Below are 12,978 nucleotides of genomic sequence, written 5' to 3'. Positions count from 1 at the left end.
TCGTCAGTCTCCTCAGCCGACGTTGTTCACGTCGAAGGTCAGCAGTGCGTAGGTGCCGAGCACCAGCACCAGGATCATCGAGATGCCCAGCAGGACGTTCAGCCAGAACCGGGTGGAGTCCTTGCGTGAGTAGTCGGCGATGACGGTGCGGACGCCGTTGCCGCCGTGCAGCTGGGCCAGCCACAACATGCTGAGATCCCAGATCTGCCAGAAGGGTTCCTTCCAACGCGCGGCGACGAACGAGGCGTCGATGCGGTGCACGCCGTCGTCCCAGGCGAGCATGATGAACATGTGACCGATGGTCAGGATGATCAGCGCGAGCCCGGAGAAACGCATGAACAGCCACGCATACTTCTCGAAGTTCCCGCCTTTGCGCATCCGCGGTGCGCGGGGATTGTCCAGGCTTGCCGGACGGTCGTAGTCGGTGCCCAGCGTCTTCGCGGCACCCGGAGTTGCTTGCGATGCAGTCATCAGGTGCCTCCTAGAACGAGTGGGTGATCAGGATCTGCAGCAGACGGACCGCACCCGCGCCGAAGACTATGACGAACAGGGTCAGGATCACCCACAGCATCTGCCGCTGATACTTGGGGCCCTTGGACCAGAAGTCGACCAGGATGATCCGCACACCGTTGAACGCGTGGTAGACCACACACGCGACCAGCGCGATCTCCATGAGTCCGATGATCGGCGTCTTGTACGTCTCGATGATCTCGGAGTACTTGTTGGGATCGATGCGGATGACCGCGGTGTCCAGTACATGGACGAAGAGGAAGAAGAAGATGGTGACACCGGTGATGCGGTGCAGCACCCACGACCACATGCCTGGGTCGCCTCGATACAGGGAGCGTTTGCGCACCGGCTCTGGTGCTACCTCGGTGGGGGTGCTCATCGCGAAATTGGCCTCCAACAGCGTCGATGGATGTGCCGAGTCGGCATTATCAGGCTCGGCCGTGGACCCATGCATGAGACTCTAAACCTATGCTGAGGCCGGGCGTAAATTGCCCGAACAGATTTGGGCGACAACTGATCTCGAATTAGGTATGCCTTACCAAGGTTATTGGTCGTATCCGGGGTCACATCTTGCTCGCCCGTACCGATTGTGAGGAGCCTGTCGTGTCTGTCGACGTGGACTGGAAACTGTTGCGGGACAACGCTGAAGCCATGATCGAACGGGCGTATGCGCCATACTCGGGCTTCCCGGTGGGTGCGGCCGGCCTGACATCGGACGGACGTGTGGTGCTGGGCTGCAATGTGGAAAATGTCTCATATGGTCTCGGCATCTGCGCAGAGGTCGCCCTGGTCGCGCACCTGGTCGCGACCGGTCGACAGCCGCTGGTCGCGGTGGCGGTGTGCGATGCCCGCGGGGCGATCCTGATGCCGTGCGGACGCTGTCGGCAGGTATTGCTCGAACACGGCGGGGCCGGGCTGCTGGTGGACCATCCCAGCGGGCCGCGGCGCCTGGCAGAGCTGTTGCCCGATGCGTTCGGGCCCGAGGATCTGGAGGCGGCGCGATGAGTGACCAGGACGTCACGACCGAATCGTGGCCCGAGGACGCAGAGGTCATCGACACGATCTCGGTGATCCGGACCAAACGTGACGGTGGGGAGTTGTCCGACGCCCAGATCGACTGGGTCATCGATCGCTACGCCGCGGAGCACCGCGACGTCGTTGACGAACAGATGTCGGCGTTGTTGATGGCGATCCTGATCCGGGGTATGTCGCGCCGCGAGATCGCCCGCTGGACCCAGGCGATGGTCGACACCGGGCGCCGGATGGATTTCACCGGGCTGCGCCGCGACGGCCAGCAGCTGACCACCGTCGACAAGCACTCCACCGGCGGGGTGGGGGACAAGATCACATTGCCGTTGGCGCCACTGGTGGCGTCCTACGGTGTGGCGGTTCCGCAACTGTCTGGGCGTGGGCTCGGCCACACCGGCGGCACGCTGGACAAGCTGGAGTCGATCGCGGGCTGGCGTGCCGATGTCGGTCCAGACGAGATGGTCGATCAGCTCGAGCGGGTCGGTGCGGTGATCTGCGCGGCGGGCCGTGATCTGGCACCGGCCGATCGCCGGCTCTACGCGCTTCGTGATGTCACCGCGACGGTGGAGTCGATTCCGCTGCTGGCGAGTTCGATCATGTCGAAGAAGATCGCCGAGGGCACCGGTGCGCTGATCCTGGACGTCAAGTTCGGCAGCGGGGCCTTTCTGAAGACCGAGCAGCTCAGCCGGGAACTGGCCGAGACGATGGTCGAGCTCGGTGAATCGGCCGGGGTCACCACCCGCGCGCTGCTCACCGACATGAACACGCCGTTGGGGCTGACCGCGGGCAATGCGCTCGAGGTGGCCGAGTCGGTCGAGGTGCTCGCGGGTGGCGGCCCGGATGATGTGGTGCAGCTGACTGTGGCGCTCGCCAGGGAGATGCTCGACGCGGCGGGGCTCGGCGAGGTGGACCCGGCGGTCAACCTCGCCAACGGCAAGGCCATGGATGTGTGGCGGGCGATGGTGGCCGCCCAGGGCGGCGACCCGGATGCGCCGCTGCCGGTCGCCGACCACACCGACACCGTCACGGCCGAGCACTCGGGCGTGGTCGTCGGTCTCGACGCCTGGGATGTCGGGATCGCGGCGTGGCGTCTCGGAGCGGGACGTGCGGTGCCGGGTGCGGCCGTGCAGGCCGAGGCGGGCGTCACCATCCACGCCAAGCCCGGGGATCGGGTGCGTCGGGGCGATCCGCTGTTCACTCTGCACACGCAGACCGCCGAACGGTTCGCGCCGGCGCGGGCCGCGTTGCGCGCCGCGGTCACGGTGGGCGACGCGCCGGGCGAGCCCGCGCCCCTGATCGTCGATCGCGTTACCGTCGGTGCATGACGACCGCGCAAGTGCCCGCTTCGAATCGGGCGACCGACCTCGGGCCGGGACGGCCGCTGGATCTGCCCAACATCAGGCTGGCCCCGAAGGTGCTGCTGCACGACCATCTCGACGGCGGTCTACGACCGAGCACGGTGCTCGAATTGGCGCGGGAAACCGGGTATGGCGAGCTGCCGGCCGACGATCCGGACGAACTCGCCGAATGGTTTCGCGACGCGGCCGACAGCGGCTCACTGGAGCGCTATCTGGAAACGTTCGCGCACACAGTCGCCGTGATGCAGACGCCCGCCGCGCTGACCCGGGTGGCCCGCGAGTGCGTCGAGGACCTCGCGGCCGACGGGGTGGTGTATGCCGAGGTGCGCTATGCGCCCGAACAACACCTCGAACAGGGTTTGACGCTCGACGAGGTGGTCCAGGCAGTACTCGACGGATTCGCGGCAGGTGAGCGGGAAGCGGCCGAGGCGGGACGCCCGATCATCGTGCGATGCCTGGTCACCGCGATGCGTCATGCCGCGCGGTCGCGCGAGATCGCGGAGTTGGCGGTGCGTTTCCGCGACGCCGGCGTCGCGGGTTTCGACATCGCCGGGGCCGAGGCGGGCAATCCGCCGACGCGGCATCTCGATGCGTTCGAGTTCATGCGGGCCAACAACGCTCCGTTCACCATTCACGCCGGCGAGGCGTTCGGTCTGCCGTCGATCCATGAAGCGATCGCGTTCTGCGGTACCGACCGGCTCGGTCATGGTGTGCGGGTCATCGACGACATCGTGCTGCCTCCTGGCGCGGACCTCACCGCAGAGAGCTTCACCGGTGCCGAGCTCGGGCAAGTTGCCGACATCGTCCGCGACAAACGCATCCCATTGGAGTTGTGTCCCAGCTCCAATGTGCAGACCGGAGCTGTCGCCTCGATGGCCGATCATCCGTTCAACGTGCTGGCCCGCCTTCGTTTCCGGGTCACGGTGAACACCGACAACCGGTTGATGAGCGACACCACGATGAGCAAGGAGTTCTTGCGGCTCGCGGAGCAGTTCGGCTACGGCTGGGCCGATTTCGAACGGTTCACGGTCAACGCGATGAAGTCGGCGTTCATCCACTTCGACGAACGACTCGCGCTGATCGACGACGTGATCAAGCCGGGGTATGCGGTCCTGCTGGGTTGACCCTTCGTGACGCTCGCAAGCTCGCTCCTCAGGGATTGGGGTGGGCATCTGCTCCCTGAGGAGACCCGGAGCGCTAGCGCTAGCGGAGGGTCGTCACGAAGGGTCGCTCAGCCCTTCTTGACCAGACGGCCCTCGAAGTCGTGCACCAGGGCGCGCCATGCCTCCGACTCGTTCTCGAACGGGGGGCTCGGCGCCATCCGCTTGGGATCCGGGTTGATGGCGTAGTCCACGAACCATCCCAGCGGGGTGGTCGATCCGAGGGCTTCGCTCACCGAGTCGTCGTCGGCGTAGTCGGCCGCGTCGGAGAGCAACTCCACTGCGAGGTCGAGTTGGTTGCGGTCCATCCGGCGCGGTCCGTCGGCGATGTCGTCGGCGAGACCGGGCAGCACGTAGACGTTGTCGTCGATGACGTCGAACTCCAGCGACCCGTCAGTGGCTCCAGTGCGCACATCCTCGAACGTCGACAGGTCAGCGAGGTCGTGATCATCGGAGTCCGCGAGGAATCGGCTCAGCGAACGCGGCGAGGTGAAGACGAAAATCTTGCCGTTCGCCCCGAGGAAGACCGGGTCATCGCCGAGATAGCAACGCAGCGAGAGATATTCGTCGGCGTCGGTGACGATCCGGATCGGGTCGATGCCGACGCCTGCCCAGAAGTCGTCGTCGATCTCATCGTCGCTGTCGACCTCGTCGTCGGCATTCTCGGCACTGTCGTCGTCGGACTCGTCGCTGTCGTCGGACTCGACGGTGTCGTCGCCGTTGGTGCTCTCGACGAGATCCAGGTCATCATCGTCGGGTTCGTCTTCGTCCTCGGCGGACGCGGCAGCTTCGAGTTCGGCTTCGGCGGTCTCGACCGCGGACCGGTCGACCTTCGGGGTCGTGATGACATCGTCGATGGCGTCGATGACGTCGTCCCAATGCTTGGCGATGAGCCGACCGATGCGAACCCACAGATCCACGCCTTCGCGACCCTCGAAGTTGCGGGTTCCAGTGGTCACCGCACCCAGGATCGGGTTGCCGTTGAAGAACTTGGTGATGATGGTGAGTTCGCAGACCTCGCCGAGGATGCGAACGATCTCGAGCGCATCCTCTAGCTCCGCGATGACCTCGGGATTGGGATCCTCGGCAGCCAGTTCCGGCACACCGACGAGGTCGTAGCTGTGCCGGTCGTCGGGAACGAGTTCGTCGGCCTGCAGGCCCGCGACGGTCTCCCACGCCGGGTGGTCGACGAGGTCGTTGTCGTCGTCGGTGCGGATGAAGGCGGCCAGTTCGGCGACACCGGGGAATCCGTAGAGGTCCTCGTCGAGTCCGAGGAAGGCCTCCCACTCGTCGTCGCCCTCGCGCCACCGGGGTGCCCAGAGGGTGAAACTGTTTCCGTCGGTGAGTCCGAGCTCGATGGGGACAATGTCTCCGGCCATGAGGACACAGCGTACTGATCGGACCTGTGAACTCCGGTAGCGGCCCCGCGACGGTCCGGTGAACGGCCGGAGCGCGAGCGGTCGCCGGGCCGGGGTCGTCGATGTGGTCAGTGCGCGAGGTCCGGCCACCCGGGCTTCCGCCCGGCCGACCACGGTCGAGTGGGCGCCGTTTCGTATCGAGTGGGCGTATGAGCCAGATCAGCGTGGACGGAAGAAGCCCTGGAAACCCTGGCCGGCGTTCGTCGTGCGTAGCGGCGACGTCTGGACGGGGTCTCCGGCCTCGACGAGTTGGTTGTTGCCCACGTACATCGCCACATGGCCGTCCCAGACGGCCAGGTCACCGGGTTGCAGTTCGGACTGGCCGACCGCGACACCGGCCATGTCCTGATCTTGGGCGAGGCGGGGGAGTTCGACGCCGGCCTGACGATAGGCCCACTGGGTGAAACCGCTGCAGTCGAAACCGTCCGGTGTGGTGCCACCCCAGACATAGGGGACGCCGCGTTGACTCAAAGCGGCGCGCACCGCCTTCGCTGCTCGTTCGTTCGGGGCGTGTGCGATCGATCCGTCCGGCAATCGGATGGCCACCCCGGTGCCGTCGTTGGCGGACGGCGACGGCACCGAAGCCGGGGCCTCGGTCCGACCGATCGCCATCATCCGGTCAATGTCGGATCGGAGGTCGTACTGTGTGCGCGCGACGATCTGCATGCCGCGCTGGACGTGGTCGAGTGCCACCGGCAGGATCATCGCGATGCCCTGTGGACTGAACAGCGCGGGTCCGAGCGCCGCGGCCAGCGACTGGAAGGAGTCGATCAACGCATTCAGCTGATCGGCGGCAACCTTCACCTTCGCGCTGGCCTGCTCGATGAGCTCGGCGATCTCGGCGCTGTCATCAGTGGTCTCGATCATCGTTCGATGTGTCCGATGAGCCGCGTCGACGGCACCGTCGGCGCCCGTGCCCAACCAATCGGTGGCGACCCGGTTGGTGGCCGCGACCGATTCCCGGCGCGTGTGGTCGAGTGACCCCACCGAACTGCGCAGCCGATCAGCCGGGTTGTCGGGCGGCAGGATGCCGGTGCCGAGGGCGGTGATCATGATGCGTAGCGGCTCGATGATGATCTCGATGGTCAGCATCAGAGATACAGCCCCTCCGTGTGATTCCCGATGTCCCGCGGCTTGTCGGTGGGTGGCCGCGACAACCAATGGCCGGCTCGAGCGTCGGCGTCGAGGTAGACGGTCGCGGCGCTGTCGGTGATGTCGCCCTGCTCGCCGTGACGCGTTGCCAACGTGTCGAGGCGACGCGCGCGGGTGTCGAGTGTGTAGGCGGCCGCGACCAGGAAATCGGCGCCGATGACGCCGAACGTGTCGGTGAGGTCGCCCACCTCGCCTCGCTGGGCGTTCGCGTGCGCTCGCACCACGTCGGCCGCGGTGTGCTGGTCTCGGGCGTAGTCGGCCAACGAGGGGGTATGGACGGAGACATCGGTCATGTTTGTTGGACGCACGGATACCGCTTTCGGTTCCACCGGAGTCCCGGACACACCATTAAGGTGATCGTCATGCAGGTACAGATCGTCGACCATCCATTGGCGGCCGCTCGACTGACCACGATGCGCGACAAGACCACCGACAACGCGGCGTTCCGCGGAGCGTTGTCGGACCTGACCCAGATGCTGGTGTACGAGGCGCTGGCGGGGGCACCGAGCGTGACGGTACCCATCGAGACGCCGCTGACCGCCCACGAAGGATCGCGGCTGGCGACTCCTCCGCTGCTGGTACCGGTGTTGCGCGCCGGTCTCGGCATGGTGGAGCAGGCACACGCGATGGTGCCCGAGGCGCACGTCGGTTTCGTCGGGGTGGCGCGCGACGAGACCACCGCGCAACCGGTGCCGTATCTGGAATCACTGCCCGGCGACCTGTCGGGATTGCCGGTGTTCGTGCTCGATCCGATGCTGGCGACCGGCGGTTCGATGCTGCACACGATCGAGCTCTTGGTGGCGCGCCATGCCACCGATATCACCGCGGTGTGCGTGGTGGCGGCGCCAGAGGGGGTTGCCGCGCTGGAGAAATCCGGTCACCCGGTGCGTCTGGTGGTCGCTGCCGTCGACGACGGCCTCAACGACGTCGCCTACATCGTGCCCGGCCTCGGCGATGCCGGGGACCGCCAATTCGGGCCACGCTGACACCGGTCGACTGAGCGGTCCCGCGCGAACTGATCGGCGGGAGTGAGGTGAACGTTAGGAATTCCGCGACGTTCACCTCACACGGCAGTGCCCGAGCGCCGTGTCGGCTCAGGCGGCGACCGCCGCCCATCGCCCGGCCGCACGCCGCACCACCACATCATGCTCGAAACAAGTGCTGATCGTCGTCGAGGTCAGGGCCTCATCGACCGCTCCGGCGGCGATCACCTGGCCATCGCGCAGCAACATCGCGTGACTTGTGCTGGCCGGTAGATCTTCGAGGTGATGGGTGACCAGCACACTGGCCAGGCCGGGTACCTCGGAGCGGAGCTGGTCGATACCGGTCAGCAGCTTCTCGCGCGCCGCAAGATCCAGGCCGGTCGCAGGTTCGTCGAGCAGCAGCAACGCCGGGCGCGGCATCAGTGCCCGCGCGATGAGGGTCCGGCCCCGTTCGCCCTGACTCATCACCGGCCACAGCGATTCGCGGCGGGTGGTCATGCCCAGCAGCTCGAGAAGCTCGTCGGCGTGACGGTGCTCGTCGACGGTGTAGTCGTGCCGACGGTCGAGCTCGGGGGTGTTGGTCAGGCCGGTGAGCACCACCTCGTGGGCCGTGAGCGGTACGTCGATGCGCCAGCGCGGATCCACATGGCCGATGTGGGTGCGCAGTTGACGCATGTCCACCCGTCCCAACCGCCGACCCAGTACGTCGACGGTGCCGGCGGTGGGGTGGCCGCGGGCGCCGAGGATCGTCATCAGCGTCGACTTACCGGCCCCGTTCGGGCCGAGCAATGCCCAGTGCTCGCCATGCGCCACGCGCAGACTCACGTCGTGCAGCAGGGGGCGGCCCCCGCGGATCACATCGATGTTCGCGGCGTCGAGTAGTGGTTCGGGGGAGGACACCAGCCCACCGTAGCCAGGCGATCGATCCCGACTCAGCGCGGGAGGTCGGCGATGACGTCAACGGCGAGCGCATGCAACCGCGCGGATGTCGCGGCCACGTCGGACTCGCGCGGCTCGGCAACCAGTTCGAGGTAGTACTTGAGTTTGGGTTCGGTCCCGGAAGGCCGCACCATCACGCGTACTGAGGTCTCGGGATCGTTTGCGGCACCGGACAGTTCGACGGCATTGGTGTTTAGGTGATCCTGTCGGGTGGCGTAGTCGACGCTCGTGACGCTGATCCCGGCGAGGGTCGTCGGGGGATGTGTGCGCAGCCCCGCCATGATGTCGGCGATCCGGTCGAGGTCGGTGACCCGGATCGAGTGCTGGGTGGTCACATGAACTCCGTGTTCGACGAACAGTTCATGCAGCGCTGTCGCGAGATCGGAACCGGCGCTGACCCGTTCGTGGGTGAGTAGTGCCGCGACCACCGATGCGCTGATCCCGTCCTTGTCGCGCACGGCGACTGGATCGACACAGTGGCCGATGGCCTCCTCGTACGCGTAGAGCAGCGGTTCACCTGCGCGGACGAGCCATTTGAAGCCGGTGAGGGTCCTCGCGTACCGGGCGCCGGTAGCCTCGGCCACGGCCTGCAACAGTGACCCGGACACGATCGTGCCCGCCACGACGGGTGCGTCGAGATCGGTGGCCGCGAGCAGATGCCTGCCCAGCAGGGCGCCGGTTTCGTCGCCGGTGAGCATCCGCCAGCTGCCGCCGATACGAGCGCCGAGCGCGCATCGGTCGGCGTCGGGGTCCAACGCGATGGCGAGGTCGGCGTCGACGTCGGCGGCGAGTGCCAGGAGCCGATCGGAGGCCCCGGGTTCCTCGGGGTTGGGAAAACGCACGGTGGGGAAGTCGGGATCGGGTGCGAACTGCTCGGGCACCACCTCGACGTCGGTGAACCCGGCCCGGCGCAGAGCGGTGAGCGCCAGCGCGCCGCCCACACCGTGCATGGCCGTCAGCGCGATCCGAACCGGCGACCGTGGTACCCGTCCGAAGCGGTTCGTCAGCCGGGTCAGATACCGCTCGGTGTTGGCGGCCGCCCACGGATCATCGGCGGACACAGTCGTCCGGGGCACGGTGTTGGCCGGCGCGGCCGTCGCGATCAGCCGCTCGATCTGCGTGTCGTCTGGCGGGATCAGCTGGGCGCCACCGGACACGAAGACCTTGTACCCGTTGTCGGCCGGCGGATTGTGTGAGGCGGTCACCGCGATCGCCGCGGACGCACCGAGATCCCGGCAGCAGAACGCGATGAGTGGAGTGGGGGTGGTCCCCGGTAGCCGCACCACATCGAATCCCTGCGCCGCGAGCACCTCGGCGCAGGCATCTGCGAAGTCGGCCGACCCGTGGCGGGCATCGCGGCCCACCACTACCCTCGACCCGGCGTGCCCGCCGTCGATGAGCCAGCGTCCGAGCGCGACGGTCGTCCGCACGATTACTGCGACGTTCATCCCGGATGGCCCGGCCCGGACCGGTCCACGCAAGCCGGCGGTGCCGAAATGCAATGTGTGGGAGAACCGCTCGGTCAACTCGGCGGGTGTCAGCGCACGCAGCTCGGCGCGGGTGCGCGGATCGGGGTCGGCGGCGATCCAGGCCTGCGGATCTGATGTCGGCGGATCGGACGCCGCCTGTGGATCGGACACCCCTTGCGAATCCTGTGGATCAGGTACAGACATGGCGTGTCAGAGTTCGGCGATGATCGACGCCAGTAGCTCGCCCATCCGGGTCGCCGAGGCACGCCCCACCTCGAGTACCTCGGTGTGGCTGAGCGGTTCACCGGTGATGCCGGCAGCGAGGTTGGTCACCAGCGACATGCCCAGCACCTGCAGGCCCGCGGCACGCGCGGCGATCGTCTCGTGCACAGTGGACATCCCGACGAGATCGGCGCCCAGGGTGCGCAGCATCCGGATCTCGGCGGGCGTCTCGTAATGCGGACCGGGTAGCCCTGCATAGACACCGTCGGACAGTGACGGGTCGGTGCGTCGGGCGATCTCCCGCAATCGCGGCGCGTAGGCATCCACCAGGTCCACGAACTGCGCGCCCCGCATCGGAGACCGAGCGGTGAGATTGAGGTGATCGGCGATGAGGATCGGCTGACCGACCTTCATGTCGTCGCGTAGTCCGCCAGCCGCGTTGGTCAAGACGATGGTGTGCGCGCCTGCCGCTGCGGCGGTGCGCACGGGGTGGACCACGCGGGCCAGGTCGTGCCCCTCGTAGGCATGAATTCGGCCGAGCAGGATCAGCACGCGACGATCACCCACACGCACAGAGTGAACCGTTCCGCCGTGCCCCGCGGCCCGCGGTGCGCTGAAACCGGGAATGGACGCCATCGGCACGCTCGCGATGGGGCGGCCGAAGGCGTCGGCGGCCGGGGCCCAGCCGGAACCGAGGACCACCGCCACGTCGTGGGCGGCGCAATCGGTCTCGGCGGCGATGGTCGCGGCCGCGGCGATTGCGGCCGCGTCGGCGTCGGCTGTGGGGTCCATGGCCCCAACCCTAGTGCCCGACGATAAAGTCCCTACATGCCGTTTCTCAGTTCTGTAGGCGATGTCACCGAGCTCTATCTGGGCACCGAAGGGGTCGAGCTCGACGAGTCGAACCCGGAGAACCGGTTCCGTCTCGACTGGCTGACGACGGTCGAGAACGCGCTCGCCGAGGTCGCCGCGGAACCGACCCGGCCGCTGATCATCACGGCCACCGGCAAGTACTTCACCAACGGACTCGACACCGACCACATCCTGGCCGAGCCCAAGGCGTTGCCCGACTACCTCGACCGCGTGCACGCGCTGTTCAGCACACTTCTCACGTTGCCGGTGCCGACCGTCGCCGCGATCAACGGTCACGCCTTCGGTGCCGGGGCGATGTTCGCCCTGTGCGCCGACCACCGTCTGATGCGCACCGAACGCGGGTTCTGGTCACTGCCCGAGGTCGCGCTGGGTATGCCGTTCCCGTTGGGGATGAGTTCGTTGCTGCGTACCCGCCTCGCCGATCCGGTGGCCACCGAGGCGATGCTGACCGCGCGGCGCTACTCGGGCGAACAGGCACGTGCCGGTGGCATCGTCGAGGAAGCCGTCGACATCGACTCCCTGCTCGCCCGGGCGCGGGAGGTGGCTGCCGAGCGTGCACCGTTGGCGGGCCCCAATCTCGGTGAGGTCAAACGCAACCTGCGTCAGCCACTGATCGCTGACCTGCAGATCGCGTATCCGCGGAGGGCACTGTGAGGTTCTCGCGATGGCCGTGAGCGAACGCGGAATCCGGCCGGCGGCGCCACGCGACGTCATCGACGCCTGGTGGGCCGCGCACCGCGACGACGTGGTGCGGTGGCGCCGGGAGATCCACGCCCACCCGGAGTTGTCCCGCCAGGAGGTCAACACCACCGAACTGGTGATGGCCGAGTTGACCGCGGCGGGTCTGACCCCGCGTCGACTACCGCTGGGCACCGGCGTGGTCTGCGACATCGGCGGGGACGAGATGCCGCGGGTCGCGCTGCGCGCGGACATGGACGCGCTGCCGATCACCGAGCACACCGGTCTGGCCTTCAGTTCCACCGTGGAGGGTGTGTGCCACGCCTGCGGACATGACGCCCACACGGCGATCCTGATCGGCGTCGCCAAGTTGTTGGCGACGGTCGACGACCTGCCGGTCGGTGTCCGACTGATCTTCCAGGCGGCCGAGGAGGTCATGCCCGGAGGTGCGCTCGACGCGGTGGCGGCCGGAGTGATGACCGGCGTGGGACGGATCTTCGCGCTGCACTGCGATCCGAAACTACCGGTCGGTTCGGTGGGGCTGCGGGCGGGCGCCCTCACCTCGGCGGCCGATCACATCGATCTGCAGCTGCATTCGGCCGGTGGGCACACCTCGCGGCCCCATCTGACGGGCGACCTCGTCTATGCGATGGGGACGGTGATCACCGGGCTACCCGGAATCCTGTCGCGGCGCCTGGATCCGCGGTCGGGCACCGTGATGGTGTGGGGTGCGGCGAATGCGGGCACTGCACCCAACGCCATCCCGCAGGAGGGGCGGCTGCTGGGTACGGTCCGGACCGGTGACCACGAGAGCTGGGCGCTGCTCGAACCACTGGTGCGCAGCGTGATCGGCGAGCTGCTGGCGCCGCTGGGGGTCCGCTACGACCTGTCCTATTTCCGAGGTGTGCCGCCTGTGGTGAACGACGAACAAGCGATCGCCGCGATGCGGGCCGCGGTGGCGCAGATCGGCCCCAACGCGGTCGCCGACACCCCTCAGTCACCCGGCGGGGAGGACTTCTCCTGGTACCTGGAACACGTACCGGGCGCGATGGGGCGGCTCGGCGTGTGGGATGGGATCAGCCCGCGTGTCGATCTGCACCAGCCCAATTTCGACCTCGACGAGCGTGCGCTGGAGATCGGGGTCCGCACGTTGGCGGGAATCGTGCTCGGCGACGTGTGATTCCGGG

At 67.4% G+C, this 12,978-nt stretch carries 14 protein-coding genes; 6 read left to right on the top strand and 8 right to left on the bottom strand.

All coding sequences use genetic code 11. The annotated features are described in order from the left end of the window. Positions 1–12: 12 nt before the first annotated feature. Together VX037_RS10145 and sdhC are read right to left on the bottom strand one after the other, a co-directional pair. Positions 13–471: a succinate dehydrogenase hydrophobic membrane anchor subunit gene (locus tag VX037_RS10145; RefSeq protein WP_328714116.1), complete on the bottom strand. Its 459-nt coding sequence runs from the start codon at positions 469–471 to the stop codon at positions 13–15. Positions 472–481: 10 nt separating this feature from the next. Continuing rightward, positions 482–889, bottom strand: a complete 408-nt coding sequence (sdhC, locus tag VX037_RS10140) for a succinate dehydrogenase, cytochrome b556 subunit (protein ID WP_235723762.1) — start codon at positions 887–889, stop codon at positions 482–484. 224 nt (positions 890–1,113) lie between these two features. On the opposite strand from sdhC, the gene VX037_RS10135 reads away from it, so the two are divergent. Genes VX037_RS10135 through VX037_RS10125 form a run of 3 tightly spaced genes read left to right on the top strand, consistent with a single transcriptional unit; the run spans position 1,114 to position 4,021 of the window. Next, positions 1,114–1,515: a cytidine deaminase gene (locus VX037_RS10135; RefSeq protein WP_328714115.1), complete on the top strand. Its 402-nt coding sequence runs from the start codon at positions 1,114–1,116 to the stop codon at positions 1,513–1,515. Beyond that, a complete protein-coding gene (locus VX037_RS10130; RefSeq protein WP_328714113.1) occupies positions 1,512–2,864 on the top strand; it encodes a thymidine phosphorylase in 1,353 nt (450 codons plus the stop codon). Before VX037_RS10135 ends, VX037_RS10130 begins: the two co-directional genes overlap by 4 nt. After that, positions 2,861–4,021 (top strand): adenosine deaminase, encoded by a 1,161-nt coding sequence (locus VX037_RS10125; protein WP_235723743.1) that lies wholly within the window; start codon positions 2,861–2,863, stop codon positions 4,019–4,021. The genes VX037_RS10130 and VX037_RS10125 overlap by 4 nt, the downstream gene beginning before the upstream one ends. Positions 4,022–4,128: 107 nt before the next feature. On the opposite strand, the gene VX037_RS10120 is transcribed toward VX037_RS10125, so the two are convergent. The 3 genes from VX037_RS10120 to VX037_RS10110 all read right to left on the bottom strand — a co-directional run bounded on the left by VX037_RS10120 (position 4,129) and on the right by VX037_RS10110 (position 6,920). Further along, positions 4,129–5,436 carry a primosomal protein gene (locus tag VX037_RS10120; RefSeq protein WP_235723886.1) on the bottom strand — a complete coding sequence of 436 codons (1,308 nt, stop codon included), beginning with the start codon at positions 5,434–5,436 and terminating at the stop codon, positions 4,129–4,131. A 198-nt stretch (positions 5,437–5,634) separates the two neighbouring features. Continuing rightward, positions 5,635–6,567 (bottom strand): C40 family peptidase, encoded by a 933-nt coding sequence (locus tag VX037_RS10115; protein ID WP_328714111.1) that lies wholly within the window; start codon positions 6,565–6,567, stop codon positions 5,635–5,637. After that, complete coding sequence (locus tag VX037_RS10110) at positions 6,567–6,920, bottom strand: type VII secretion target (protein WP_328714109.1); 354 nt, start codon at positions 6,918–6,920, stop codon at positions 6,567–6,569. The genes VX037_RS10115 and VX037_RS10110 overlap by 1 nt, the downstream gene beginning before the upstream one ends. A gap of 69 nt (positions 6,921–6,989) precedes the next feature. Here VX037_RS10110 and upp point away from each other — a divergent pair, with 69 nt between their 5' ends. Then, positions 6,990–7,613, top strand: a complete 624-nt coding sequence (gene upp / locus VX037_RS10105; protein ID WP_235723883.1) for a uracil phosphoribosyltransferase — start codon at positions 6,990–6,992, stop codon at positions 7,611–7,613. A gap of 108 nt (positions 7,614–7,721) precedes the next feature. On the opposite strand, the gene VX037_RS10100 is transcribed toward upp, so the two are convergent. From VX037_RS10100 to VX037_RS10090, 3 genes are read right to left on the bottom strand one after another with little or no spacing between them, the layout of a single operon-like run. Beyond that, positions 7,722–8,513 carry an ABC transporter ATP-binding protein gene (locus VX037_RS10100; RefSeq protein WP_235723904.1) on the bottom strand — a complete coding sequence of 264 codons (792 nt, stop codon included), beginning with the start codon at positions 8,511–8,513 and terminating at the stop codon, positions 7,722–7,724. A 29-nt stretch (positions 8,514–8,542) separates the two neighbouring features. Further along, positions 8,543–10,222, bottom strand: a complete 1,680-nt coding sequence (locus VX037_RS10095) for a phospho-sugar mutase (protein WP_235723882.1) — start codon at positions 10,220–10,222, stop codon at positions 8,543–8,545. Between the two features lie 6 nt (positions 10,223–10,228). After that, on the bottom strand, positions 10,229–11,032 hold the full coding sequence (locus tag VX037_RS10090) for a purine-nucleoside phosphorylase (protein ID WP_235723881.1): 804 nt from the start codon (positions 11,030–11,032) through the stop codon (positions 10,229–10,231). A gap of 36 nt (positions 11,033–11,068) precedes the next feature. Here VX037_RS10090 and VX037_RS10085 point away from each other — a divergent pair, with 36 nt between their 5' ends. Together VX037_RS10085 and VX037_RS10080 are read left to right on the top strand one after the other, a co-directional pair. Then, positions 11,069–11,767 carry an enoyl-CoA hydratase/isomerase family protein gene (locus VX037_RS10085; protein WP_235723880.1) on the top strand — a complete coding sequence of 233 codons (699 nt, stop codon included), beginning with the start codon at positions 11,069–11,071 and terminating at the stop codon, positions 11,765–11,767. A gap of 10 nt (positions 11,768–11,777) precedes the next feature. Next, positions 11,778–12,971, top strand: a complete 1,194-nt coding sequence (locus VX037_RS10080) for an amidohydrolase (RefSeq protein ID WP_287016210.1) — start codon at positions 11,778–11,780, stop codon at positions 12,969–12,971. Positions 12,972–12,978 lie beyond the last annotated feature (7 nt).

Origin of the sequence: Gordonia sp. Z-3 (assembly GCF_036233855.1) — a bacterium.
Lineage (GTDB): Bacteria > Actinomycetota > Actinomycetes > Mycobacteriales > Mycobacteriaceae > Gordonia > Gordonia tangerina.
This window is presented reverse-complemented; position numbering and strand designations above follow the sequence as displayed.

Excerpts from the sequence above, each read along its gene's own strand:
- VX037_RS10145 (WP_328714116.1), bottom strand. The coding sequence starts at position 471 with ATGACTGCATCGCAAGCAACTCCGGGTGCCGCGAAGACGCTGGGCACC.
- sdhC (WP_235723762.1), bottom strand. The coding sequence starts at position 889 with ATGAGCACCCCCACCGAGGTAGCACCAGAGCCGGTGCGCAAACGCTCC.
- VX037_RS10130 (WP_328714113.1), top strand. The coding sequence starts at position 1,512 with ATGAGTGACCAGGACGTCACGACCGAATCGTGGCCCGAGGACGCAGAG.
- VX037_RS10125 (WP_235723743.1), top strand. The coding sequence starts at position 2,861 with ATGACGACCGCGCAAGTGCCCGCTTCGAATCGGGCGACCGACCTCGGG.
- VX037_RS10120 (WP_235723886.1), bottom strand. The coding sequence starts at position 5,436 with ATGGCCGGAGACATTGTCCCCATCGAGCTCGGACTCACCGACGGAAAC.
- VX037_RS10115 (WP_328714111.1), bottom strand. The coding sequence starts at position 6,567 with ATGCTGACCATCGAGATCATCATCGAGCCGCTACGCATCATGATCACC.
- VX037_RS10110 (WP_328714109.1), bottom strand. The coding sequence starts at position 6,920 with ATGACCGATGTCTCCGTCCATACCCCCTCGTTGGCCGACTACGCCCGA.
- upp (WP_235723883.1), top strand. The coding sequence starts at position 6,990 with ATGCAGGTACAGATCGTCGACCATCCATTGGCGGCCGCTCGACTGACC.
- VX037_RS10095 (WP_235723882.1), bottom strand. The coding sequence starts at position 10,222 with ATGTCTGTACCTGATCCACAGGATTCGCAAGGGGTGTCCGATCCACAG.
- VX037_RS10090 (WP_235723881.1), bottom strand. The coding sequence starts at position 11,032 with ATGGACCCCACAGCCGACGCCGACGCGGCCGCAATCGCCGCGGCCGCG.
- VX037_RS10085 (WP_235723880.1), top strand. The coding sequence starts at position 11,069 with ATGCCGTTTCTCAGTTCTGTAGGCGATGTCACCGAGCTCTATCTGGGC.
- VX037_RS10080 (WP_287016210.1), top strand. The coding sequence starts at position 11,778 with ATGGCCGTGAGCGAACGCGGAATCCGGCCGGCGGCGCCACGCGACGTC.